Raw genomic sequence first — 23,932 nt, 5'->3', positions numbered from 1 at the left:
CGGAGCGTCAACGATTTGCGGTGGTTTTCCTTGCGGCGCCATAATGGCGCTCCTACGTTGGAGYGCTATTATCCCGTTTGGGGGAAAGACATGAACGCTTCCAGGAGTTTTGAATGCCTTCATTGACGCCGCACGAAGCCCTGATCCACCTGATGGTCATCACATCGGCTTCAGATCGCGACATGACCGATGTCGAGTTGGCGCGGATCGGCGACGTCGTCCGCTCCTGGCCGGTATTCGTCGATTTCAACCAGGACAGGCTGGTTCAGGTGGCGCAGGCCTRCCAGAAGGCGTTGCATGAGAAGGACGGGMTGGAAGGTGTGCTGGCGCGCGTCGCCGACGCGCTGCCCGAGYGGCTGCGCGACACCGCTTATGCCGCCGCTTTCGAGGTCGCCGCAATCGATCTCGAGATGCGCATGGAAGAGGTCAGGGTGCTGCAGCTCATCCGCCTCAAGCTCGATCTCGACACGCTGACCGTCGCCGCGATCGCGCGTGCGGCCAAAGCACGCCTGCGCACGCTGACCTGAAAGAGCTTACAGGCCTAAAAGAAGCTGACCGGGAAATAGCGCAGGTAAAACTCGGCGAAAGTGCCCTTGATCGAGATTTCCTGCAGCGCGTAATCGAAGGYGGCGGCAAGCGCGGTGTCGCTCTTGCGGGTGGCGATCGCCATGCCCGAGCCCAGATATTCGGGCGCCAGATACGGACCGCCGGCGAAGCGGCAGCAGCCGCCGGCATCCGAGCCGCCCAGCCAGAAGGCGAAGCGCATGCCGTCGCCGAAGGCGGCGTCGATCTTGCCGGCCTTGAGATCGGCATAGAGCTCTTCCGGTGTGTCGAAGGTCACCACCTGCACGCTGTTGAAGTAGTCGCGCAGCATTTTCTCATGCGCCGAGCCGCCGATGACGCCGACCCGCTTGCTGCGCAGCTTGTCGAGGATCGGCTCGGCGAAGGCCTTCGCCTTCGGCATGATGAAGCGCGCGGGGAATTGCATGTAGGAGCGCGAGAACGCGTATTTYTCGCGGCTTTCCGGCGTCGCGGCGATGCCGGCGATGATCGCCTCGCCTTCGCCTTTCTGAAGGGCATCCTCCAGTTCGCTCCACGGCAACGCCTGGACCTGGCATTTCTCGACGATGCCCAGCTCCGCGCAAATCGCCCGCGCCAGATCGATGTGGAATCCCGACAGCCGGCCCGACCCATCGAGGAAGTTGAAGGGCGGAAAATCGGTGGTGGTGAGGAATCTAAGCCGCGGCAGCGCGGCGAGGTCGGGCTTCGGCAGCCGCTCCTTCGCGTCCCACAATACCGGCACCTGCGGCTCCGCGCCTTGAGTCGCACCGGCAAAGRCCGCCGCGCCGGTCAGGAGCAACATCAGGGCCGGAAATATCCACCGCAAGATCACGATTTGGCTCCGCACCTGTCCCCGTTCCTTGGCTTTTCGTATGAAAACGGGGCAGGCACAACGGTTTTTGATTTCAAGCGGTCAAATTAGGCGTATGGTTTAGCGCGTTGCAAATGACCTGCGTGCCGGAAGGGGGAAGCTGCCGGCATAGCTGAGGAGATTGCAAAGTGGGGGTTGATGGCGACGGGGTGTTCGTCCATCTATCGTCGGTAACGAGAAAAGCAGAAGCAACATGGGGTAGATGTTGCGATGGGCCTGTTCGACAGAACTCTGGAATACATAGACCAGTTGCAGCATGCCGGCACCGCGGCCGCGGTTTGCGAGAGGCTGCTCGGCGTCACCTCGARTTTCGGCCTGACCGCGCTGATGGCGGGAACGGTGCCGCAGCCGGGCACGCCGCGTGGCCAGCAGAAACAACACGTGTTGCTTTGCGATTGGCCAGGCAATTGGCTGGAGCGCTATGTGGCGCGCAATTATGTCGACCACGATCCGGTCGTCAGCCATATGAAGCAGCTTCAGGCGCCGTTCCAATGGCGGGATGCTTCCAAAAGCACCGTGGTCGACAAAAGCAGCGACGAAGTCATGGGCGACGCTCGCGAGTTCAAGTTGCGCGACGGCCTGGCGCTTCCGCTGGTCACRCTCGACGGCCAGATCGTCATGGTCTCGCTGGGCGGCGAATCCGTCGAGCTGTCGGATCAGGAATTTGGGATGGTCTCGCTGGCATCGACCTACGCGATCGGTCGYGCGATGCAGCTGCACACCAAGGCCGACGGCGTCATCGATCACATAGAATTGACGGCGCGCGAGCGGGAATGCCTGCAATGGGCCGCCGTCGGCAAGTCCGAATGGGAGATATCTCAAATTTTAGGCATCTCGGAACACACTTCCGAGAAACATCTTCTTAACGCCAAGAGCAAACTGGGCGCAGCCAACCGCGTGCAGGCAGTCGCGGAGGCGATTAGGCGTGGCTATATTAGCTAGGTCGGCCGTGCCGACCTAGAAATTCTTGCCTGCGCAGTCGCGCAATATTTTAAGGGACATCACGGCCGTATCTTCCTCTTAAGCCTAGGAGACGGCTAATGCTTTTCGCCCTTACCACTCAGGAATTGATGGAACGTCCCGACCTTTGGGAGGCGGTTCATCGCCTGCGCTACAAGATCTTCGTCGAGGAGATGGGGTGGAYCGATCTCGATCGTCMGGACCARCTCGAGATCGATCAGTTCGATCATGACGAGGCCGAACATCACCTCGTCATCCGCAATGGCGAACTGGCAGGTTACCAACGCATGCTGCCGACCACCCGGCCGCATCTTCTGACCGACGTGCTGTCGGATCTCTGCGAGGGTCCGTCCCCCTCGGGGCCGAATGTCTGGGAACTCACCCGCTACGCTGTGGCTCCGGGTTTTCGCGACGGCAAACGCGGCGTCTCGACGGTCGGCACCGAGCTGATCGCCGGCTTCGTCGAATGGGGCCTGAAGCGCAACGTCAACCAGGTCATCATCGAGTTCGAGCCGATGTGGGTGCTGAGAGCGCTGCAACTGCATTTCCTGGCAAAGCCGCTCGGCTATCAGCGCACCTATGGCAACCAGCAGGTCGTGGCGACGCTGCTGACCTTCACCGAACATACGCTCGAGGTCGTGCGGGCCCGCCGCAACCACTTCCTGCCGGTGCTGAACCGGGGCTATCCCGGTCAGCTCGGCCTGAAGCAGGCGTCGTGATGGAGGTGGTCATGAGTTTCCATCCCGAACCGGAACTGCGTGGCCACACGCTGGTCGTCACGGTGTCCTCGCATGATGGAAGGCCGGTGCTCGACAGGCATGCCTATGCGAGCCTTGCCAGGACCTTCCACGAGGCGGCGGTCAATGACGAGGTCCGCGTCGTCATGCTGCGCGGCCTTGCCGGATGCTTCTGCCTTGGCGGCGACTTCTCGGAGTTTCTGGACGCCACCAAGCACCGAGAGCTGATCGCCGCCGTCACCGACATGTTCCGTATGTTGGCGACCTTCCCCAAGCCGGTGCTTGCCTGTGTCGACGGCGACGCTGTCGGCGTCGGCTGCACCATCCTGTTCCATTGCGACATGGTGATCGCTTCCAGGGGCAGCACCTTCAGGGTGCCGTTCGTCGATTTCGGCCTGGTGCCGGACGCGGCGACCAGCATTCTGGCGCCCCAGAAGCTCGGCTATGCCGGCGCTTTCCGCTTCTTCTGCCTGGGCGACACGCTGGGCGCCGAGGACGCCAAGGCGCTCGGCCTGGTCGGCGAGATCGTGACGCAAGGCAGCGCCGAGGAAGCAACGCTGGCGAGGGCGAAACAGCTGGCCAAGAAACCCGTGACGGCATTGCTGCAGACGCGCAGCCTGCTCAAGGGCGACACGGACGTGTTGTGCGACCGCATCGACCACGAGATCACGCTGTTCCAGCAGGCGCTTCAGGATGACACCACGCTGAAGCGGCTGCAGCGGATCGCTCGCCTGGCCGCCTGAGCGGCCGGCATGAACATCAGCGCCGCGCGGCTGAAAGGCGCGCGGCGCTGTAATCCGTCCGGAATTGCGAGCGGTTCGCCGTTTCCGTGAAACGGTGAAGCACTCTAGTCTTTCAGAAACTCCGGCCCCTCGCCGATGATCTTCTTGTCGGGCTTGCCGACGGCGTCGAGGTCGCGGCCGTCATAGGGCAGGGAAAGCAGGATGCGCTGGATCACCGCGAGCCGGGCGCGGCGCTTGTCGTTGGCCCGCACGACGATCCAGGGCGAGAACTCCTTATGCGTGCGCTCGATCATCTGGTCGCGCGCCTTGGTGTAGTCGTCCCATTTGCTGACRCCGGCGATATCGATCGGCGAGAACTTCCAGTTCTTCAGCGGCGACCAGCGGCGGTCATGGAACCGTTCGAGCTGCGTTTCGCGGCCGATATTCAGCCAGAATTTGAAGAAATRGATGCCTTCGTTGCTGATCATCCGCTCGAAATGCGGCGTCTCGTCGAGGAATTTCTCGTGCTGCTCCGGCGTGCAGAACCCCATGACCGGCTCGACGCCGGCGCRGTTGTACCAGGAGCGGTCGAAGGTGACGAACTCRCCCGAAGTCGGAAAGTGGTCGACATAGCGCTGGTAATACCATTGCCCGGCTTCGGTCGGCGTCGGCTTTGTCAGCGCGACGTTGCGTGCCGTGCGCGGGTTCATATATTGCCGCACCACGAAGATCGTGCCGCCCTTGCCGGCGGCGTCCCTGCCCTCGAACAGCGCCATCACCCGCTTGCCGGTCGTCTGCAGCCAGGCTTGCGCCTTGACCAGCTCGATCTGCAGCCCTTCGAGCTCCCTTTCGTAATCCTCGCCCTTCATCTTCTTGTCGTAAGGATAGCCGCCGGCGGTGAGCTTGTTGTCCTCGATCCAGTCGGGCAGCACCGGATTGTCGATGTCGAACTCGCGCTCCTTGCCGCCGATCTTGATCTTGATCGGTGCCGTGGCTGGCACCGCTTCAGCCGTTTCCTTGGCCTTTTTCATCCAGACGAACCTTTCCAGTTTGCGGACTCATGCTATGGAGCCTGTGCAGCGTAGCGCGCATTCGGGCGCAAAGACGCTGTAGCATTTTGATTTTGCGCATGAACCTTCGCGAAAATCGATCCTGATTTTCAGGKCCATGCGCCAGGCCGGTCCAGCGAACTGCTGACCGATCGACGGCATGCGGGGTGGCGCGGGCCTATGGCAGAGACGGGCGCTGAGCAGGACGGCAAGGGACAGGCCCTGGTGGCGCGGCTGTCGCGCAACCGCTGGCTGCTTGGCGCGGGTGTTCTCGCGGTCCTTGCCGTCTATTTTTTTGCCGGCGTCTCCTTTTATGTGCTGGTGCTGGCCCTGGTCGCGCTGGCGGCCGCGGCGATGCTGTCCAAGGATGCCGGACGCCAGCCGGCCGATGCAGGAGCGGCGATCGAGGCAAGCGGGCTGCAAAGGCTCTCCGGCGAGTATCTGGCCGCCGCGGTCGCCGATCCGCTGATCATCTTCGACCATTCCGCCACCATCGTTCATGCCAACGCTGCCGCCTTCGCCGCCTTCGGCGGGCTGGCGCCGGGCATGTCGCTGTCATTGAAGTTCCGCGCGCCGGAAATGCAGGCGCTGCTCGATGGCATCCTGTCAGGGCAGGTCGCCGCCGACGCGGTCGACTACACCGAAAAGCTCCCGGTGGAGCGGACATACCGCGTCAGCGCGTCCACGGTCGGTCATGCTACCGGCCTCTACGTGCTGGTCTTCAAGGATCAGAGCGAGACGCGCCGCATCGATCGCATGCGGGCCGATTTCATCGCCAATGCCAGCCACGAGCTGCGCACGCCGCTCGCCTCGATCGCCGGCTTCATCGAGACGCTGCGCGGGCCGGCCCGCAACGATCCGGCGGCGCGCGACCAGTTCCTGCAGATCATGCAGAACCAGACCGGCCGCATGGCCCGCCTGATCGACGATCTGCTCTCCCTGTCGCGGTTGGAGATGAAGCCCTATCTGAGGCCGGGCACGGAGGTCGATCTTCGCCAGACGATCGACAGCGTCATCGATTCGCTCGGGCCGCTGGCCAGCGAGAACGGCGTCGTCATCGAGCGGGAGTTCGCAAGTGGGCCGCTCGTCGTTCCCGGCGATCGCGACGAACTGTTCCAGGTTTTCGAGAATCTCCTCGAGAACGCCTGCAAATACGGCCAGTCGGGCGGGCGCGTCACCGTATCGATTGYCGGCAGCGAGGATGGCCAACAGCCGGGCTTCGACGTCACGATCAGGGACTATGGTCCGGGCATTGCCGAAGAACACATCCCGCGCATCACCGAGCGCTTCTACCGTGTCGATGTCGAAAGCAGYCGCACCCAGAAAGGCACCGGGCTTGGCCTTTCGATCGTCAAGCATATATTGACCCGTCATAACGCAAGACTGTCCATCAAGTCGGAGGTCGGCAAGGGCGCGGCGTTCACTGTTCATTTGCCGGCTCGCTGATCGTATATTGGTTGCTAACCGGGATTTTCTTCATTCTGTCATGCGGTTCACGTATCAGCGACGGAATGAGGGAACGCACCAGCCGGCATAAACCGGGAAGGCATATCCATGCAGTCCGTCCATATCGTCAGTGCCTATGACGAAGAACTGAAGTATCTGTCGAAGCGCATCGCCGCGATGGGCGGGCATGCCGAGCGCATGGTCGAACAGGCCGTGGCGGCCCTGGTGAACGTCGATCACGGCCTCGCCCAGAAGGTCATCCAGGACGATCTCGTCCTCGACGAGGGACAGCGCGAGATCGACGACAAGGCCATCATCATCATCGCCAGGCGCCAGCCGATGGCGACGGACCTTCGCGAGATCGTCGGCGCCATCCGCATCTCGGCCGATATCGAGYGTGTCGGCGATCTGGGCAAGAACGTCGCCAAGCGCGTTGCCGCGGTCGACGGCCGCCAGCCGAACAGTCTTTTCCGCGGTCTAGAGGCCCTTGCCGACCTGGCGTTGACGCAGCTCAAGGAAGTGCTCGACGTCTATGCCTCGCGTTCGGTCGAGAGGATCGGCTTCGTGCGCGATCGGGACGACCAGATCGACGCCATGTACACCTCGCTGTTCCGCGAGCTTTTGACCTACATGATGGAAGATCCGCGCAACATCACGCCCTGCACGCATCTTCTGTTCTGCGCCAAGAATATCGAGCGCATCGGCGACCATGCGACCAACATCGCCGAGACCATCTACTACATCGTCACCGGCGACCAGATGCCCGCCGACCGTCCGAAGGGCGACAAGACCGACAAGGTTGTGCTGCCCGGCGTGGTATCGGCTAAGTGAACGGGCGCCTCTCGAACGGCTTTCTAATTTAGGCTAAGCTCCTCTGGAGCGTCTCACCGTTTCATGGAAACGGCGAAACGCCCTAACTATTTGTTTTTACGCAATTCCGGGCGGAAAACCGCTCACACTTTTCCTGGAATTGCTCCAGGCGCAGCAATTTGTCAGTCGCAGTCTCGGGAGGTTTGCGATGGAACAAGTTCGGAACCTGACTCCGGCCTCGCCGACATCAGGCATCATTGCATCCAGCGTCTATCTGGGGGGCAAGCGGGTTGCCGACATCGCCATCGAACAGGCCGGCGAATGGGCGGCAAAACCCGGCCATGTCGTCTGGATCGGGCTGCTCGAGCCCGATCGCAACCTTCTGCTCAGGGTGCAGGCGCAATTCCACCTGCATGATCTGGCGATCGAAGATGCCGAGCATCCGCATCAGCGCCCGAAGATCGAGCAATATGGCGATGCTCTCTTCATCGTCGCCCGCACCGCGCAATTAATCGACGGCCGCGTCACCTTCGGCGAGACGCATCTGTTCGTCGGCACCGGCTACATCGTCAGCGTCCGGCATGGCCCCTCGACCTCATACGCCGCCGTGCGCCAGCATTGGGAGAGCTGCCCGCATTCGCTCGCCAAGGGCGAGGATTTCGTCCTCTACGCCATCCTCGATTTCATCGTCGACAATTACATGCCGGTGCTGGAGCAGATCGAGGACGAGGTCGAGGCGATCGAGGACAAGGTGCTTTTGAAGCCGATGACCGGCGCCGATATCGAGCGTCTGTACATGCTGCGCCGCGATCTCTTGCGGCTGCGCAATGCGGCCCTGCCGCTGGTCGAGGTCTGCCGCAGGCTGACCAGCGCCGATCTGCCGCAGATCCATGCCGCCATGCATCCGCTGTTTCGCGACGTGACCGACCACATCCGCACCGTGCAGGAAAAGATCGACAGCTTGCGCGAGGTCCTGGCCTTCGCTTTCGAAGCCAGCCTTCTCGTCGGACAGAGCCAGGAAACCGCTATCTCCAAGAAGCTCGCCTCATGGGCCGCCATCCTGGCGGTGCCGACGGCTTTCGCCGGCATCTATGGCATGAACTTCTCCGACATGCCGGAGCTGAAGATGGAATATGGCTATCCGACCGTGCTCGCGGCCATCGCGCTGATCTGTGCGTTCCTGTACTGGTGGTTCAAGAAGAATGGATGGCTGTGATCGGAAGCGAATAGCGAATAGCGAATAGCGAATAGCGAAATAGTGAAATAGTGAATAGGGAGAAATGCAAAAACGGCTTGCTTCCTCCCAGAAGCCAAGCCGTTCTATTCGCTATTCGCTATTCGCTATTCGCTATTCGCTATTCGCTCAGCGCGCCCTGCGCCGCTCCGCCGCCGGCTGGAACGCAACCCGGGAATGATACTTGCAGTACGGTCCCGTCTCGGCGGCGTCGTTGCCGCAGAAGCTGAAGTCTTCCGAGAGCGGGTCGCCGTTCGGCCATTTGCAGGTCCGTTCGGTCAGTTCGACAAGCTGCAGGTTGCGCGAGATCGGCACCACGACGTTCTCGACCGGGCGGATATAGTGGCGGGCGACCGGCTCGGCGTCGAACTGCACCTGCAGCGCGGTGGCGCCGATGGTGGCCGTCACATGGCGCGTGGCGCTTGCGGCGCGGGTCACCGACTTCTGCATCGAGGCGCCCTGCGTCGCCTTCTTCTGGCGCGCCGGGGCGGCCGTCGCGCGACCGCGACCCGACAGCTTCAGGCGATGCACCTTGCCGATGACGGCATTGYGRCTCACTCCGCCAAGCTGTGCGGCAATCTGGCTGGCGCTCAGGCCCTCCGACCACAATTTCCTGAGAAGTTCTACCCGCTCGTCAGTCCAATTCATGGGGCCGCGCTCCTGCTGAGGCGTGCGGCAGCCAGAATCCTTTCCCGAGCCGGCTCTCGCCGGGCAAACGACACCACATGTACCGGGTGATTTAGATCCGCCGCACGAAATATAGTTATTTCTCGACTACAAATACCTTATGCGCTGACTCGGTGACAAGAGTCMCAAAGGCAACACCGATTCGGTTTTTACGGTTTTCCCCAACTTGCCTGACCGCTGATGAGCCGGCGTGGCGCCAAGGGGTTGCCACGCGCTTCTGCGTGACGTTTTCGTTGACTTCATGGCCGAAAAACATGATAAGCCGCAAAGGCCGCCGCATTGGCGGCTTTTTTGATTTCCGGTTCCGGAGACGCATATAATGAGCGGTTCGGCGCTTTACGAGACCTTTGCTCGCGCACCCCTGGCTTTTGAGCGTGGGGAAGGGACTTGGCTGGTCACCGACAAGGGCGAGCGATATCTCGACTTCGCGGGCGGCATCGCGGTGAATTCGCTCGGCCACAGCCATCCGCATCTGGTCGCGGCGCTCACCGAACAGGCCGCCAAGCTCTGGCACGTCTCCAATCTCTACGAGATCCCGGAACAGCGCCGGCTGGGCGAGCGGCTGGTCGACGCCACCTTCGCCGACAAGGTGTTCTTCACCAATTCGGGCGCCGAGGCGCTGGAATGCGCCATCAAGACGGCGCGGCGCTACCAGTTCGTCAAGGGTCACCCGGAGCGTTTCCGCATCATCACTTTCGAGGGCGCCTTCCACGGCCGCACGCTGGCGACGATCGCCGCCGGCGGCCAGTACAAATATCTCGAAGGCTTCGGCCCGAAGGTCGAGGGCTTCGACCAGGTCGCATTCGACGACATCGACGCGGCCGAAAAGGCGATCGCGCCGGAGACCGCGGCAATCCTGATCGAGCCGGTGCAGGGCGAGGGCGGCATCCGCCCGGTGCCGACGCAGTCCTTGAAGCGGCTGCGCCAGCTGTGCGACCAGCACGGCCTGCTTTTGATCTTCGACGAGGTCCAGTGCGGCATCGGCCGCACCGGAAAATTGTTCGCGCATGAATGGGCCGGCGTCACGCCCGACCTGATGGCGATCGCCAAGGGCATCGGCGGCGGCTTCCCGATGGGCGCCTGCCTTGCCACGGATGAGGCGGCAACCGGCATGACCGCCGGCGTGCACGGCACCACCTTCGGCGGCAATCCGCTGGCGATGGCGGTCGGCAACGCCGTGCTCGACGTGGTGCTGGCCGACGGTTTCCTCGAGGACRTGCAGCGCAAGGCGCTGCTTCTGAAACAGGGGCTGGCCGGGGTCGCGGACGAATTTCCCGACGTCATCGAGGGCATCAGGGGAACCGGCCTGATGCTCGGCCTGAAATGCGTCATGCCCAACACCAAGGTGAACATGGCGCTGCGCGACCAGCACCTGCTTGCCGTGCCGGCGGGCGACAATGTCATCCGCCTCCTGCCGCCGCTCACCGTTACCGACGCGGAGATCGGCGAGGCGCTGGAGCGCATTCGTGCCGGCGCCAAGGGCCTGACCGACGCTATTGCGGCCGAAGCCGCGAAATAATTTCTGGAACCTGCTGATGAGTGTTCGYCACTTCACCGATCTATCCGCCGTTTCCGCGGGCGATCTGCGCTCGATGCTGGACGACGCGGTGGCGCGAAAGACCAGGCTCAAGGCGGGTGAGCGCTCAAAACCGCTCGACGGCAAGGTGCTGGCCATGATCTTTGACAAGCCGTCGACGCGCACGCGCGTATCCTTCGATGTCGGCATGCGCCAGCTCGGCGGCGAGACGATCATGCTGACCGGCACCGAGATGCAGCTCGGCCGCTCGGAAACCATCGCCGACACGGCTAAAGTGCTGTCTCGTTACGTCGACGCCATCATGATCCGCACCACCTCGCATGACCGGCTGCTGGAGCTCACCGAGAACGCCACGGTTCCGGTCATCAACGGGCTGACCGACGACACGCATCCTTGCCAGCTCATGGCCGACATCATGACCTATGAGGAGCATCGCGGTCCGGTGGCCGGCAAGACTTTCGCCTGGACCGGTGACGGCAACAATGTGCTGCATTCGCTGCTCGAAGCCTCRGCGCGCTTCCGCTTCAACCTCAATGTCGCGGTGCCGGAGGGCAGCGAGCCTTTCGAGAAATATGTCGACTGGTCGAAAGCCAATGGCGGCAAGGTCCGGTTTGCCAAGTCCGCCGAGGAAGCCGTCGACCAGGCCGACTGCGTCGTCACCGACAGCTGGGTCTCGATGGGCCAGGAGCACCGCGCCCGCGGCCACAACGTCTTCTTGCCMTATCAGGTGAATGCCGCGCTGATGGCGAAGRCCAAAGCCGATGCGTTGTTCATGCACTGCCTGCCGGCGCATCGCGGCGAGGAGGTCACCGACGAGGTGATCGACGGGCCGCATTCGGTGGTCTTCGACGAGGCCGAGAACCGGCTGCACGCCCAGAAGGCGGTGCTGGCCTGGTGCCTGGGCGCTTGAGAAGGGCCGACCTGACCGCTTCCGGCCCGATCGGGGTCAACTTGATCTGGGGATATGTGATGCCTATTTGCGGGCCATCACGTAAATTGAACGCGCTTCGACGCATGCGGCTCATCGGGTTGCATGGCTGCGCCCCGGAGTTTTGTCATGTTGGAAACCCATACCTTGGCTGAGCATAGACCCCAACTCGGTGAATTCGGCTTCGCCGGCGACGATCACGTCGTGCCCTACGAGGTCGCGCCGCTCGATGTGCGCGGCCGCACCGTGCAGCTCGGGCCGATGCTCGACGCCATTTTGAGCCGTCACAATTATCCCGAGCCGGTCGCCCGCCTGCTGGCGGAAGCCTGCGTGCTCACCGTGCTGCTCGGCACCTCGCTGAAGTTCGAGGGCAAGTTCATCCTGCAGACCCGCACCGACGGTCCGGTCGACATGCTGGTGGCTGATTTCACCACGCCGCATGCGCTGCGCGCCTATGCGCGCTTCGATGCCGACCGGCTGGAGGCGCTGGTCGCCGCCGGCGAGGCCTCGCAGCAGACGCTGCTTGGCAACGGTGTCCTGGCTTTGACCATCGACCAGGGCGCGCATACGCAGCGCTACCAGGGCATCGTCCAGCTCGACGGCACCTCGCTGGAGGACGCCGCGCGCACCTATTTCCGCCAGTCGGAGCAGATCCCGACCGACATCAAGATGTCGGTCGCCAAGCTGGTGACGCCCGGCCCGGCCGGCGCGCGCGAGCAGTGGCGCGCCGGCGGCATCCTGGCGCAGTTCCTGCCGCAGGCGCCGGAGCGCATGCGCATTCCCGATATTTCGGGCGGCGACGGCGACGACCGCGAGGTGACGGACCATCCGGCCGACAATTCCTGGCAGGAATTGCTGGCGCTGCTCGGCACCATCGAGCCGACCGAGCTGATCGATCCGACGGTCGGCGCCGAGCGGCTGCTCTACCGGCTGTTCCACGAGCACGGCGTGCGGGTTTTCAGCAGTGTGCCGGTCGCCGACCAGTGCTCCTGCTCGCGCGAGAAGATCCACGGCATTCTCGAAGGCTTTTCGGCCGAGGAGATCAAGGACTCGACCGAAGACGGCGGCATTCATGTCGCCTGCGAGTTCTGCTCGACGCAATACGACTTTGATCCGGCCGAGTTCGCGGCGGAGTGAGAAAGCTCCGGTTCCTCTCCCCGCTTTGCGGGGGCGAGGAACTCAAGTTCTCTAATTCACCGTCCTCTTCGTCCCCGGCATGTCGAGCGAGAAGGCGGGAATGGCGATATCGAACGTCTCGCCGCGGCCGTTGCGCATCGTGTAGTGGCCGACCATGATGCCCGACGGCGTCGAGAGCGGGCAGCCTGACGTGTATTGATAGCTGTCGCCGGGATTGAGTTCCGGCTGATCGCCRACGACGCCGGCGCCGCGCACCTCCTCGACCCGGCCCTGGCCGTCGGTGATGTGCCAGTAGCGCGACAAAAGCTGCACGAATTCGTCGGAGCGGTTGTCGATCGTCACCTGATAGCCCCAGACATAGCGATTCTCGGACGGATCGGAGCGGTCCTCCAGATAGAAGGGCCTGACCAGCACTTCGATGTTGCGCGTCACTGCGCGATACATGGGCCACTCCGGTTGCCGCGGCGGAACATTGGTCGCGCTTCGCTGTTACGGACGCAGCGCCGACCATCCTGCCAGCCTTGTAGCGCACGTGCCGAAAAACAATGTCATTTAAGTGACACATGACAATGTTGGTGTGCACAAACCGTGCGGGGTGACTCGGGCGCTCTGCAACGGATGAATGGCTGGCTGCGGCCAAGAGCAATTCCAGGAAAGTGTGAGCGGTTTTCCGTCCGGAATTGCGTGAAAGCAAAGAGATAGAGTGACCAGATCTCGATGGAACTGACTATCGCAGCCGGCCTGGCTTCGTCAGCCCTTCTTCTGTCMAATYTCGCCARCATTCTGCTCGCCTCCTCGCGGCTGAAACGGCGCCATGTCATTGYGGCGCCTGACGGCCCGCAGCCGGTCTCGATCATCGTGCCGTCGCGCGGCGTCGAGCCGTTCACGCAGGAGACCCTGGAGCGCGCCTTCTCGCTCGACTGGCCGGGCTATGAGCTGATCTTCTGYGTCGCGCATGCCGAGGACCCGGTGGTGAGGCTCATCGATGCGGCGATCGTGCGCCACCCCAAGGTTCCGGCGCGGCTCCTGATCGGCGACGACCGCGTCAGCGCCAATCCCAAGCTCAACAACTGCGTCAAGGGCTGGCGGGCGGCGCGGCACGATTGGGTGATCCTCGCCGATTCCAACGTCTTGATGCCGAAGGACTATGTGCAGCACCTGATGGCGGCCTGGCGGCCGGACACCGGCCTTGTCTGCTCGACGCCGATCGGCTCGCGGCCGGACGGTTTTTGGGCCGAAGTCGAGTGCGCCTTCCTCAACACGCTGCAGGCGCGCTGGCAATATGCCGGCGAGGCGCTCGGCCTCGGCTTCGCCCAAGGCAAGAGCATGTTGTGGAACAAGCCGATGCTGGACACCAATGGCGGCATCCAGGCTTTGGCCGCCGAGATCGCCGAGGACGCGGYCGCCACCAAGCTGGTCAACAGCCTGGGCTTGCGCGTCAATCTCGTCGCCTCGCCTTTCGAGCAGCCGCTCGGCCAGCGCAGCTTCRCCGAGATCTGGTCGCGGCAGACGCGCTGGGCGCGGCTACGCCGGGTGACGTTCCCGCTCTTCTTTGCGCCGGAGATCCTGACCGGCGCGGCGACGCCGCTGCTGCTGGCGCTGATTGCCGCCGCAGGGGCCGGCATCAGCCTGCCCACAACGGCCTTGTGCGTGCTGGCGATCGCTTATCTGCCGGAGTGCCTGCTGGCCTCTGCCAAGAGTTGGTACCTGTCGCCGCGCAGCGTCACCGCGATGATCGTGCGCGACGTCCTGCTGCCCGCCATCTGGGCGCGCGCCTGGTTCGGCGGCGCCGTCGAATGGCGCGGCAATGCCATGACCATCCGCACCAAGGCCATGACCGAGCTGGAAGAGCTCGCCTGAAATTTGGGTCGCGGCTTCCTATTTGGCCGCTTTCAGCGCCTCTTCGATGTCGGTCAGCAGATCGTCGGTGTCCTCCAGACCGACGGAGAGCCTGAGCGTGCCGGGCCCGATGCCGAGTTCGGCGCGGGCCTCGTCGCTCAGGTTCTTGTGCGTCGTGGTTGCGGGATGGGTGATCAGGCTCTTGGCGTCGCCGAGATTGTTGGAGATCAGCACGATGTCGAGCGCGTTCTGGAAGGCGAAGGCCGCCTGCTTGCCGCCCTTGACGTCGAGGCAGATCAGCGTCGAGCCGCCAGACATCTGCTTCTTCACGACATCCGCCTGCGGATGATCGGCGCGGCCCGGATAGATGAGGCGGGCGATCTCCGGGCGGCCGGCGAGGAAATCGGCGATCTTGCCGGCGCTCTCGGTCTGCTGGCGCACGCGCAGCGGCAGCGTCTCCAGGCCTTTCAGCAGGGTCCAGGCGTTGAAGGGCGACAGGCTCGGGCCGGTGTGGCGGAAATAGTCGTGCAGGTTCTCGTCGATCCACTTCTTGTCGGACAGGATGACGCCGCCGAGACAGCGGCCCTGGCCGTCTATGTGCTTGGTCGCCGAATAGACCACGATATGCGCGCCGAGCTGCAACGGCTTCTGCTGCAGCGGCGTGGCGAAGACATTGTCGACGATGACTCGCGCGCCGATCGAATTGGCGAGCTTGGCGACCGCGGCAATGTCGACCACCTCCAGCGTCGGGTTGGTCGGGCTTTCCAGGAAGAACAGCTTGGTGTTCGGCCTTACCGCCTTTTCCCAATTGGCTATGTCGGTGCCGTCGATCAGCGTCGCCTGGATGCCGTAGCGCGGCGCCAGCGTCTCGACCACCCAGCGACAGGAGCCGAACAGCGCGCGTGCGGCGACGATATGGTCGCCCGCCTTGACGCTGCAGAGCAGGGCGGCGGAAACGGCCGCCATGCCGGACGCGGTGGCGCGGGCATCCTCGGCGCCTTCCAGCGCGCACATGCGCTTTTCGAACATGTCGACGGTCGGGTTGGCGTAGCGCGAATAGATGAAGCCAGGCTCTTCGCCCTTGAAGCGGGCTTCGGCCGCTTGCGCCGTCTCGTAGACATAGCCCTGGGTGAGATACATCGCCTCGGCGGTCTCGCCATATTGCGATCGCAGCGTTCCGCCATGCACGAGTGCCGTCTGAGGTTTCCAATTGCGCTTCTTGGTGCTCATAGCCCTGCTTCCAGACACAAAAAAACCGGCCGCGAAAGTCGCAACCGGTCCATATAGCCTTGCGGCTCGACGGTCCTTTAGCGACTTGTTTAACGTGGCTGCAAGCCGACCGGCCAAATCACCACGGGATAACGACCCTTTAAATGAGCGCCGCGCTTGCGTCAATTGCCGGCTTCATTAAGAGGTTTGTACCAGGCAGGTTCCGCAAAAGTGTCCAGCGGTTTTGCGRCAAGAACCTGCCACAAAGAGACCGGCCTCAACGGAGCCAGCCTTTGCGGCAGACAGGCATTCTTCCGGATCAGGACATCGCGGCGCTCTTCGAGGCGAACGCGCTGACGTCGCCGCGCGCGCTGGACGCCAACCAGATCCAGCCGGCCAGCCTTGATCTGAGGCTCGGCGACAAGGCGTTTCGCGTGCGCGCCTCCTTCCTGCCCGGTCCCGATCATCTGGTCGCCGACAAGCTCGAGCGGCTGAAGCTCCACGAGATCGACCTCACCGGGGGCGCGGTGCTGGAGACCGGCTGCGTCTACWTCGTGCCGCTGCTCGAAAGCCTGGCGCTGCCGGCGAATGTGTCCGCTTCCGCCAATCCCAAGAGCTCGACCGGGCGTCTCGMCATCTTCACCCGGGTGATGACCGATCRCGGCCACGAGTTCGACAAAATCGCCGCCGGCTATCACGGGCCGCTGTATCTCGAAGTCAGCCCGCGCACCTTCCCGATCGTCGTGCGGGCCGGCTCGCGCCTGTCGCRGATACGCTTCCGCATCGGCAACGCGGTGCTCTCGGAGAACGAGCTGCGCGACCTCCACCGCGCCGAGATGCTGGTCGCTACCGAGCCGCCCAACATTTCCGGCGGCGGCATCGCGCTCTCCATCGACCTCGACGGCGACAAGGATGGCCTCGTCGGCTATCGCGGCAAGCACCACACCGGCCTTGTCGACGTCGACAAGCGCGCAGCGCAGGACGTCGTCGATTTCTGGGAGCCGATCTACAAGAGCGGCGCCGGCGAGCTGGTGCTCGATCCAGACGAATTCTACATCTTGGTTAGCCGCGAGGCGGTGCATGTGCCGCCGCTCTACGCCGCCGAGATGACGCCCTTCGATCCGCTGGTCGGCGAGTTCCGCGTCCACTATGCCGGCTTCTTCGATCCGGGCTTCGGCCATTCCGCCGCCGGCGGCAGCGGCAGCCGCGCCGTGCTCGAAGTGCGCAGCCACGAGGTGCCTTTCATCCTCGACCACGGCCAGATCGTCGGCCGTCTCGTCTACGAGCATATGCTGAAGCGCCCACAGGCGCTCTACGGCACCGATCTCGGCTCGAACTACCAGGCGCAGGGCCTGAAGCTCTCCAAGCATTTCAAAGCAGCGCGGTGAGGCCGCCAATCTCCCCCCTCGAGGGGGAGATGTCGCCGAAGGCGACAGAGGGGGTCGCCGCGCGTGAGGCGCCAACCTATTGCTCGCCTTCGCAAGGAGTTGGCACTTTACGTGAGACGACCCCTTCTGGCCTGCCGGCCATCTCCCCCTCGAGGGGGGAGATCACGCTCTCGTAGCTCGTCTCACAACGCCTTGACCGCCACCTTGACCGGCTTTTCGATCTCCAGCGGGTTGCGCAGCGGCAGGCCGAAATCCGGCGCTTCGATCTCGAACGTATCGCCGGCCTCGGTCCGGATGCCGTCGGCGAAGGAGAGGGTCGCGGTGCCGAACATGTGCACATGCACGTCGCCGGGCTGGCGGAAGGCCGAGTATTTGAAGTGGTGGTGCTCGAGATTGGCGATGGTGTGCGACATGTTCGCTTCGCCCGACAGGAACGGTTTTTCCCACAAAAGCTTGCCGTCGCGCCAGATGCGCGATGCGCCGCGGATATCGGCCGGCAGGTCGCCGATCAGGATCTCGGGGCCGAACGAGGCATTGCGCAGTTTCGAATGGGCAAGGAACAGATAGTTCACCCGCTCGGTGACGTGGTCGGAGAACTCGTTCGACAGCGTGAAGCCGACGCGGAACGGAGCGCCGTCGTCGCCGATGACATAGATGCCGGCGATCTCCGGCTCCTCGCCGCCGTCCTGCGYGAAGGCGGGCGACATCAGCGGCGCGCCGGGCGCCACCGCCATCGTGCCGTTGCCCTTGTAGAACCATTCCGGCTGCACGCCGACCTGGCCCTTGGCCGGCTTGCCGCCTTCGAGACCCATGCGGAACATCTTCATGGAATCGGTGAGCTCCTCCTCGCCGCCCGCGCTTAGCTTCTTGTGCATGGAATCGCGCGTCGCCGCGGACCCGAGATGCGTCAGCCCTGTGCCGGTGAGGTGCAGATGCGCCGGGTCCGGATGGTTGATCGGCGAGACCAGCCTGCTTCTCTTATAGGYGGCATCAAGATCGACCGTCTCGCCATAGCCCTTGCGCTCGATCAGCGCTTCGAGCCCTGTGCCGGTGCGCGCGGCCTCCATCGCCAGCGAATAGACGCTGCGCGCGCCGTTGATGATCCTGGTCTTGCCGCCGCCGTTGCGGGCGACGACGCGGATCGTCTCGGCGTCGTCGAGGATCTGGGAGATCAGCATGTTTCGAATCCTCTCTCATTTTGTCGGCCGCCTGCCGGCAAGCCTTACCCGGCGCGGCGTGGAGCGACCCCCGCCACGGTTGAAATTCTTCGTCCGGATTGCGCTCGCGAGCCTGGTCCTTGTCGGGACTTCTTGACGCCGACGGGTTGCCGGCAGCTTCGCGATCTGAAACCCGTATGCCTCCTTAAATTCGCTTCCGGCCCTTAAGCCTTGTTCTTGTTGTAGACGTCGAAGATGACCGCGCCGAGCAGCACCAGGCCCTTGACCACCTGCTGCCAGTCGACATTGACGCCCATGATCGACATGCCGTTGTTCATCACGCCCATGATGAAGCCGCCGACCACGGCGCCGATCACCTGGCCGACGCCGCCCATTGCCGAGGCGCCGCCGATGAAGACGGCAGCGATGACGTCGAGCTCGCTGCCGAGACCGGCGGCCGGCACGGCCTGGCCGAGGCGGGCCGCAATGATCAGGCCGCCCAGCGCCGAGAGCACGCCCATGTTGATGAAGACGAGCAGCGTCAGCCTCTCGGTGTTGATGCCCGAGAGCTGCGCGGCCTTGGCGTTRCCGCCCATGGCGTAGATGCGGCGGCCGATGGTCATGCGCTTGGTGACGAAGACGAACAGCGAGATCAGCACACCCATCACCAGCAATACGACCGGCAGGCCCCTGTAGCTGGCGAACTGGAAGACCAGGAACAGGGCCAGCGCGCTGCCGACCAGCGTCTTGATGACGAACAGCGGGAAGGGCTCCGCCTCATAGCCGTGACGCTCGCGCTTGCGCCGCGTCCGGAAGCCGAAATAGGCATAGGCAAGCACCGCGATCAGCCCGAGCACGATCGTCGTCATATGCAGCGTCAGTCCGCTGCCGACGATGGTTTTGCCGGCGGCATTGACCGTCGGCGGGATCAACGTCAGCGGGCCGATGACGTCCGGGATGAAGCCCGAACTCAGCGCCTTGAAGCTGTCCGGCAGCGGGCCGACCGAGGAGCCGCCGCCAAGCAACGCCTGGCAGATGCCGCGGAAGATCAGCATGCCGGCCAGCGTCACGATGAAGCTCGGTATCTTGTGATAGGCGATCCAGTATCCTTGCGCCGCGCCGATCAGCGCGCCGACGATCAGGCAGACGATCGACACCACCAGCGGATTCGAGAATATGCCGAGCGGCCAGATCACCATCATCATCGCCGCAAGCGCGCCGATGAAGCCTGCGACCGATCCCACGCTGAGGTCGATATAGCCGGCGACGATGACCAGCAGCATGCCGAGCGCCATCACGATGATGAACGAGTTCTGCTGCACCAGATTCGAGAGGTTGACCGGTTTGAACAGCGTGCCCGACGTCGTGTACTGGAAGAACAGCATGATGACGATGAGCGCGATGATCAGGCCGTATTCGCGCAGGTTCGTCGTCAGCGCCGAGACGGCGATGCGCGGACCCTGCTTGACGTCTTCGGCCGTGCCGCTTTGCGGTGCGGGAGCGCTTTCTGTGCTCATGATGCTTTTTTTCCTTCTCCCCGAACGATGGCGCGCATGATTTTTTCCTGGCTGGCGTCGCTTGCCGCCATTTCGCCGACGATGCGTCCTTCGTTCATCACATAGATGCGATCGGTGATGCCGAGCAGTTCAGGCATTTCCGACGAGATGACGATGATCGCTTTGCCCTCGGCGGCGAGGCGCGCGATGATCGTATAGATTTCGTACTTGGCGCCCACGTCAATGCCGCGGGTCGGCTCGTCGAGGATCAAAACTTCCGGATCGGCGAACAGCCATTTCGACAGCACGACCTTCTGCTGGTTGCCGCCCGACAGGTTGCCGGTCAGCTGATAGACGCYGGAGGCGCGGATGTTGGTCTTCTTGCGATAGTCGTTGGCGACGCTCATCTCGCGCATGTCGTCGATGACGCCGCGGCTGGAGACGCCGGAAAGGTTGGCCAATGTCACATTGTGCTTGATGTGGTCGATGAGGTTGAGGCCGTAGGTCTTGCGGTCCTCAGTGACATAGGCGATGCGGTTCTCCACCGCCTTGCTTACCGACGAGAGGTCGAGCGGCTTGCCGTGCAGCGACACCTCACCGGTGATATGCCGGCCATAGGAGCGGCCGAACAGGCTCATCGCGAATTCGGTGCGGCCGGCGCCCATCAGCCCGGCAATGCCCACCACCTCGCCCTTGCGGACATTGAGGTTGACGTTCTTGATCACCTGCCGCTCGGCGTGGATGGGGTGGTAGACCGACCAGTCCTTCACCTCGAAGATGACCTCGCCGATCTGCGGCTCGCGCGGAGGGTAGCGATCGTCGAGGGAACGGCCGACCATCGAGGTGATGATGCGGTCTTCCGAGATGTCCTTCCTCGGCAAGGTCTCGATGGTGYGCCCGTCGCGGATCACCGTCACCTTGTCGGCGACACGGTTCACCTCGTTGAGCTTGTGCGAGATCAGGATCGAGGTCATGCCCTGGCGCTTGAACTCGAGCAGCAGGTCGAGCAGCGCCTGGCTGTCCTTTTCGCTGAGCGATGCCGTCGGCTCGTCAAGGATCAGGAGCTTCACTTCCTTGCTGAGCGCCTTGGCGATCTCGACCAGCTGCTGCTTGCCGACGCCGATATTTGTGATCAGCGTCTTGGGGTCCTCGTTGAGCCCGACTTTCTTGAGTAGGGCGGCCGTGCGCGCCTCGTTGGCGTCCCAGTCGATGACGCCGTAGCTGGCATGCTCATTGCCGAGGAAGATGTTTTCCGTGATCGACAGCATCGGCACCAGGGCAAGCTCCTGGTGGATGATGACGATGCCGATATGCTCGCTGTCGTGGATGCCTTTGAAGTTGCATTCCTGGCCGCGGAAGATGATCTGGCCCTCATACGTGCCGGACGGATAGACRCCCGACAGCACCTTCATCAGGGTCGACTTGCCGGCGCCGTTTTCGCCGACGATGGCGTGGATCTCACCTTCCTCGACGCTGAGATTGACGTTGGACAACGCCTTCACGCCGGGGAACGTCTTGGTGATGTCGCGCATCTCCAAAATCGTCGAGGCCATCAGGATCTGCTCCCTGGCGCACGGCTCCCAAATCGGCATCGATTGTGGAAAAGGCCCATGCGCAAAATCAACATACTGCAGGCGGCTTCGCGTTCCGGATCGGCGCGTGATGCTGCAGAAATCGGCAAAAACAATACCGGGGTCGGTTCTGAACGAAAAGGGGTCCTGYGGCCGCGCAGGACCCCTTCCTGTAAGACTGAATTACTTCAGCTCTTCGGCCTTGATGTAGCCGGAGTCGACGACCAGCTTCTGATAGTTCGACTTGTCGACCTCAACCGGCGTCAGGAGGATCGAGGGAACGACCTTGACGTCGTTGTTGTAGGTCTTGGTGTCGAGGCCCTCAGGCTTGCCGCCGGAGAGCACCTTGTCGACCAGTTCCACGGTCGACTTGGCCAGCTCGCGGGTGTCCTTGAACACCGTCGAATACTGCTCGCCCGAGATGATCAGCTTGACCGAGGCGGTCTCGGCGTCCTGGCCGGTCACGATCGGCCAGGGCTGGGCATCCGTGCCGTAGCCGACGGCGCGCAGCGAGGCGGTGATGCCGCGCGATAGGCCGTCATAAGGCGACAGAACACCGTCGACGCGGCTGCCGTCCGAGTAGTTGGCCGAAAGCAGATTGTCCATGCGCGCCTGCGCGGTGGCGGCGAGCCAGCGCAGCGTGCCGACCTTGTCCATGCCCATCTGGCCGGACTTGATCTTGATCGAGCCGTCATCGATCAGCGGCTGCAGGACCGACATGGCGCCGTTGTAGAAGAAGAAGGCGTTGTTGTCGTCCGGCGAGCCGCCGAACAGCTCGACGTTCCACGGCTTGGTGTTCGGGAAGCGCTCCTTGAGGCCCTTGACCAGCGAATTCGCCTGGATCACGCCGACGCCGAAATTGTCGAAGGTGGTGTAGTAGTCGACATTCGGGGTCTTTTTGATCAGGCGGTCATAGGCGACGACGACGACGCCCGCGTCGTTGGCCTTCTGCAGCGCGTCGGCCATGGTGGTGCCGTCGATCGAGGCGATGATCAGCGCCTTCGGGCCCTTGGTGATTTCGTTTTCCAACTGGCTGAGCTGGTTCGGGATGTCGTCCTGCGCGTATTGCAGATCGACGGTGTAGCCGAGCTTCTCGAGCTGGGACTTGACGGCGTCGCCGTCGTTGATCCAGCGCTGCGAGGTCTTGGTCGGCATCAGCACGCCGATGAGACCCTTGTCGGCGGCGTGCGCCGAATAGCTCATGGCGGCAATGCCAAGGGCCGCCACGGCGGCCAGCGTCTTGATGATCTTCACGATTACTCTCCCTGGTTGATGGACGCGACACCTCGGGGCTTCGCGGGCCGCGCAGTCGAGCAGGTGCGCTGGCGCGCCACTGTCGGCTTTATCGATCTCCGGTATCCTCCCAATCGGCTCCGCGACGCAGTTTCAATCGATACGAATTTGCTCGTGGCCGACCCCTGCGCCTCGGAACGCACGAAGGGTGGGTCCCTTTGACATAACTGTCAAATGCGATCTTTGCTGGTTGCTATATCAAAACTGGTATAGCTTAGACGGCAGATGGAAACCCGGCTGAGAGGCTTCACTCCATGGCGGCATTGCGCGATCCTAGTGYGATTTCAGTGAGTTACGAGAAACTGCCGGGAGACGGCGAGACGCTGCAGCGCAGCGGCCTCAGCCTCCGCCACATGCGCATGATCACCGTGCTGGACGATCACGGACGGGTGAGCGCCGCCGCCCAGGTCATGAACATCTCCCAGCCGGCCGCCTCGCGCATGATCGCCGAGATGGAGGCGGTGCTCGACGTTAAGTTGTGCGAGCGGCTGCCGCGCGGCGTGACGCTGACCCCTTACGGCCACGCGCTCGCCCGCCGCGCCCGCTCGATTCTGCTCGAGATGCGGGAGGCCGATCGCGAGATTTCCGAGCTCAAGGCYGGCAAGGGCGGCTCGGTGTTCCTCGGCGCGGTGACGGCGCCGGCAATCGAACTGGCCGTGCCGGCGATCCGCGAGATCCGCCGCATCTACCCGCGCATCGAGATCACCATGCAGGTCGAGACCTCGAACGTGCTCGCCCGCGAATTGATCGCTTCGCGCCACGACTTCATCATCGCCCGCATCCCCGACGACCTCAATCCGCGGCTCTTCGAATCGCGCGTCATCGGCGTCGAGAAGGCCTGTCTCATCGTGCGCCGCGGCCACCCGCTGGCGAGCGGCAGGACGGTGCGGCTGGAGGAGACGGCGGGCTATGACTGGGTGTTCCAGTCCGGCGGCTCGCCGCTGCGCCAGGCGATGGAAAGCAACTTCTTGAACCGCGACATTCCGCTGCCCGACCGGATCCTCAACACCTCCTCGCTGCTGCTTACCCTGGTGATGGTGGCGCAGTCCGATGCGATCGCGCCGGTCTCGATCCAGGTCGCCAAGTTCATCCAGGGCCCCGACGGGCTGGCCGGCGCCATCGACGTCGTCCAGACCGAGTTCGATATCGAGGTCCGGCCCTACAGCCTGATCACGGTCAAGAATCGCGTTCTCTCTCCCGCCGCGAAAATGTTGCACGACTTCATCTTGCGCGAAGTGGGGTAATGGAACGAGAATGCTACTTGTACGTTCAAACCGATCGGTCGCTCGCTGGAGCCCGT

Annotated in this window: 22 protein-coding genes and 1 riboswitch; of the genes, 13 read left to right on the top strand and 9 right to left on the bottom strand. The window is 63.2% G+C overall.

The window, feature by feature from the left end:
* The first annotated feature begins 113 nt into the window (after nt 1-113).
* Nucleotides 114-527, top strand: a complete 414-nt coding sequence (locus LCM4576_RS17535) for a tellurite resistance TerB family protein (protein WP_071033365.1) — start codon at nt 114-116, stop codon at nt 525-527.
* 14 nt (nt 528-541) lie between these two features.
* Here LCM4576_RS17535 and LCM4576_RS17530 read toward each other — a convergent pair whose 3' ends face one another.
* The gene (locus LCM4576_RS17530; RefSeq protein WP_071033363.1) at nt 542-1,363 is read right to left on the bottom strand and encodes a transporter substrate-binding domain-containing protein; all 822 of its coding nucleotides are present in this window, start codon (nt 1,361-1,363) and stop codon (nt 542-544) included.
* 279 nt (nt 1,364-1,642) lie between these two features.
* Here LCM4576_RS17530 and LCM4576_RS17525 point away from each other — a divergent pair, with 279 nt between their 5' ends.
* From LCM4576_RS17525 to LCM4576_RS17515, 3 genes are all read left to right on the top strand, one after another.
* Nucleotides 1,643-2,374, top strand: coding sequence for a LuxR family transcriptional regulator (locus LCM4576_RS17525; protein ID WP_071033361.1), 732 nt, complete (start codon nt 1,643-1,645; stop codon nt 2,372-2,374).
* Nucleotides 2,375-2,472: 98 nt separating this feature from the next.
* On the top strand, nt 2,473-3,111 hold the full coding sequence (locus LCM4576_RS17520) for an acyl-homoserine-lactone synthase (RefSeq protein ID WP_071033359.1): 639 nt from the start codon (nt 2,473-2,475) through the stop codon (nt 3,109-3,111).
* A gap of 11 nt (nt 3,112-3,122) precedes the next feature.
* On the top strand, nt 3,123-3,872 hold the full coding sequence (locus LCM4576_RS17515) for an enoyl-CoA hydratase-related protein (protein ID WP_116397957.1): 750 nt from the start codon (nt 3,123-3,125) through the stop codon (nt 3,870-3,872).
* A gap of 104 nt (nt 3,873-3,976) precedes the next feature.
* Here the strand turns inward: LCM4576_RS17515 and ppk2 are convergent, their stop codons facing one another.
* Entirely contained in the window at nt 3,977-4,882 is a 906-nt protein-coding gene (ppk2, locus tag LCM4576_RS17510; protein ID WP_071033357.1) for a polyphosphate kinase 2, read from the bottom strand.
* A 198-nt stretch (nt 4,883-5,080) separates the two neighbouring features.
* Between ppk2 and LCM4576_RS17505 the strand changes: the two genes are divergently transcribed.
* The 3 genes from LCM4576_RS17505 to LCM4576_RS17495 all read left to right on the top strand — a co-directional run bounded on the left by LCM4576_RS17505 (nt 5,081) and on the right by LCM4576_RS17495 (nt 8,372).
* Nucleotides 5,081-6,346, top strand: coding sequence for a cell wall metabolism sensor histidine kinase WalK (locus tag LCM4576_RS17505; RefSeq protein ID WP_071033355.1), 1,266 nt, complete (start codon nt 5,081-5,083; stop codon nt 6,344-6,346).
* 108 nt (nt 6,347-6,454) lie between these two features.
* Nucleotides 6,455-7,177: a phosphate signaling complex protein PhoU gene (gene phoU, locus LCM4576_RS17500; protein ID WP_071033353.1), complete on the top strand. Its 723-nt coding sequence runs from the start codon at nt 6,455-6,457 to the stop codon at nt 7,175-7,177.
* A 187-nt stretch (nt 7,178-7,364) separates the two neighbouring features.
* The gene (locus tag LCM4576_RS17495) at nt 7,365-8,372 is read left to right on the top strand and encodes a magnesium and cobalt transport protein CorA (RefSeq protein ID WP_071033351.1); all 1,008 of its coding nucleotides are present in this window, start codon (nt 7,365-7,367) and stop codon (nt 8,370-8,372) included.
* Nucleotides 8,373-8,519: 147 nt separating this feature from the next.
* Here LCM4576_RS17495 and LCM4576_RS17490 read toward each other — a convergent pair whose 3' ends face one another.
* Nucleotides 8,520-9,038, bottom strand: a complete 519-nt coding sequence (locus LCM4576_RS17490; RefSeq protein WP_071033349.1) for a GcrA family cell cycle regulator — start codon at nt 9,036-9,038, stop codon at nt 8,520-8,522.
* Between the two features lie 358 nt (nt 9,039-9,396).
* On the opposite strand from LCM4576_RS17490, the gene LCM4576_RS17485 reads away from it, so the two are divergent.
* From LCM4576_RS17485 to LCM4576_RS17475, 3 genes are all read left to right on the top strand, one after another.
* On the top strand, nt 9,397-10,596 hold the full coding sequence (locus LCM4576_RS17485; protein WP_071033348.1) for an aspartate aminotransferase family protein: 1,200 nt from the start codon (nt 9,397-9,399) through the stop codon (nt 10,594-10,596).
* 16 nt (nt 10,597-10,612) lie between these two features.
* Entirely contained in the window at nt 10,613-11,524 is a 912-nt protein-coding gene (argF, locus tag LCM4576_RS17480) for an ornithine carbamoyltransferase (RefSeq protein ID WP_071033501.1), read from the top strand.
* Between the two features lie 123 nt (nt 11,525-11,647).
* Nucleotides 11,648-12,679, top strand: coding sequence for an Hsp33 family molecular chaperone (locus tag LCM4576_RS17475; protein WP_116390061.1), 1,032 nt, complete (start codon nt 11,648-11,650; stop codon nt 12,677-12,679).
* Nucleotides 12,680-12,730: 51 nt separating this feature from the next.
* Here the strand turns inward: LCM4576_RS17475 and apaG are convergent, their stop codons facing one another.
* The gene (gene apaG, locus LCM4576_RS17470) at nt 12,731-13,123 is read right to left on the bottom strand and encodes a Co2+/Mg2+ efflux protein ApaG (RefSeq protein ID WP_041001685.1); all 393 of its coding nucleotides are present in this window, start codon (nt 13,121-13,123) and stop codon (nt 12,731-12,733) included.
* A 273-nt stretch (nt 13,124-13,396) separates the two neighbouring features.
* On the opposite strand from apaG, the gene LCM4576_RS17465 reads away from it, so the two are divergent.
* Nucleotides 13,397-14,539: a ceramide glucosyltransferase gene (locus LCM4576_RS17465; RefSeq protein ID WP_071033344.1), complete on the top strand. Its 1,143-nt coding sequence runs from the start codon at nt 13,397-13,399 to the stop codon at nt 14,537-14,539.
* Nucleotides 14,540-14,557: 18 nt separating this feature from the next.
* Here the strand turns inward: LCM4576_RS17465 and LCM4576_RS17460 are convergent, their stop codons facing one another.
* The gene (locus LCM4576_RS17460) at nt 14,558-15,748 is read right to left on the bottom strand and encodes an O-succinylhomoserine sulfhydrylase (protein WP_040985861.1); all 1,191 of its coding nucleotides are present in this window, start codon (nt 15,746-15,748) and stop codon (nt 14,558-14,560) included.
* Between the two features lie 57 nt (nt 15,749-15,805).
* Nucleotides 15,806-15,883, bottom strand: a riboswitch (SAM riboswitch).
* A gap of 137 nt (nt 15,884-16,020) precedes the next feature.
* Between LCM4576_RS17460 and LCM4576_RS17455 the strand changes: the two genes are divergently transcribed.
* The gene (locus tag LCM4576_RS17455; protein WP_071033342.1) at nt 16,021-17,115 is read left to right on the top strand and encodes a 2'-deoxycytidine 5'-triphosphate deaminase; all 1,095 of its coding nucleotides are present in this window, start codon (nt 16,021-16,023) and stop codon (nt 17,113-17,115) included.
* Nucleotides 17,116-17,297: 182 nt separating this feature from the next.
* Here the strand turns inward: LCM4576_RS17455 and araD1 are convergent, their stop codons facing one another.
* The 4 genes from araD1 to chvE form a co-directional block, all read right to left on the bottom strand.
* The gene (gene araD1, locus LCM4576_RS17450) at nt 17,298-18,293 is read right to left on the bottom strand and encodes an AraD1 family protein (protein ID WP_071033341.1); all 996 of its coding nucleotides are present in this window, start codon (nt 18,291-18,293) and stop codon (nt 17,298-17,300) included.
* Nucleotides 18,294-18,496: 203 nt separating this feature from the next.
* Complete coding sequence (gene mmsB / locus LCM4576_RS17445) at nt 18,497-19,789, bottom strand: multiple monosaccharide ABC transporter permease (RefSeq protein ID WP_040985858.1); 1,293 nt, start codon at nt 19,787-19,789, stop codon at nt 18,497-18,499.
* Nucleotides 19,786-21,321, bottom strand: coding sequence for a multiple monosaccharide ABC transporter ATP-binding protein (gene mmsA / locus LCM4576_RS17440; protein ID WP_071033499.1), 1,536 nt, complete (start codon nt 21,319-21,321; stop codon nt 19,786-19,788). Before mmsA ends, mmsB begins: the two co-directional genes overlap by 4 nt.
* A gap of 201 nt (nt 21,322-21,522) precedes the next feature.
* Complete coding sequence (chvE, locus tag LCM4576_RS17435; RefSeq protein ID WP_040985857.1) at nt 21,523-22,593, bottom strand: multiple monosaccharide ABC transporter substrate-binding protein; 1,071 nt, start codon at nt 22,591-22,593, stop codon at nt 21,523-21,525.
* A 293-nt stretch (nt 22,594-22,886) separates the two neighbouring features.
* Between chvE and LCM4576_RS17430 the strand changes: the two genes are divergently transcribed.
* Nucleotides 22,887-23,876, top strand: a complete 990-nt coding sequence (locus LCM4576_RS17430) for a LysR family transcriptional regulator (RefSeq protein WP_071033339.1) — start codon at nt 22,887-22,889, stop codon at nt 23,874-23,876.
* The last annotated feature ends 56 nt before the right edge of the window (nt 23,877-23,932 follow it).

Origin of the sequence: Mesorhizobium sp. LCM 4576 (assembly GCF_001854815.1) — a bacterium.
In the GTDB taxonomy this organism is placed as follows: Bacteria; Pseudomonadota; Alphaproteobacteria; order Rhizobiales; family Rhizobiaceae; genus Mesorhizobium; species Mesorhizobium plurifarium.
Note: the sequence above shows the minus strand (reverse complement) of the source record. Positions and strands in the feature narration are given on the sequence as shown.

Coding starts and splice junctions, on each gene's coding strand:
- LCM4576_RS17495 (WP_071033351.1), top strand. CDS start 7,365: ATGGAACAAGTTCGGAACCTGACTCCGGCCTCGCCGACATCAGGCATC.
- LCM4576_RS17515 (WP_116397957.1), top strand. CDS start 3,123: ATGAGTTTCCATCCCGAACCGGAACTGCGTGGCCACACGCTGGTCGTC.
- LCM4576_RS17460 (WP_040985861.1), bottom strand. CDS start 15,748: ATGAGCACCAAGAAGCGCAATTGGAAACCTCAGACGGCACTCGTGCAT.
- LCM4576_RS17475 (WP_116390061.1), top strand. CDS start 11,648: ATGGCTGCGCCCCGGAGTTTTGTCATGTTGGAAACCCATACCTTGGCT.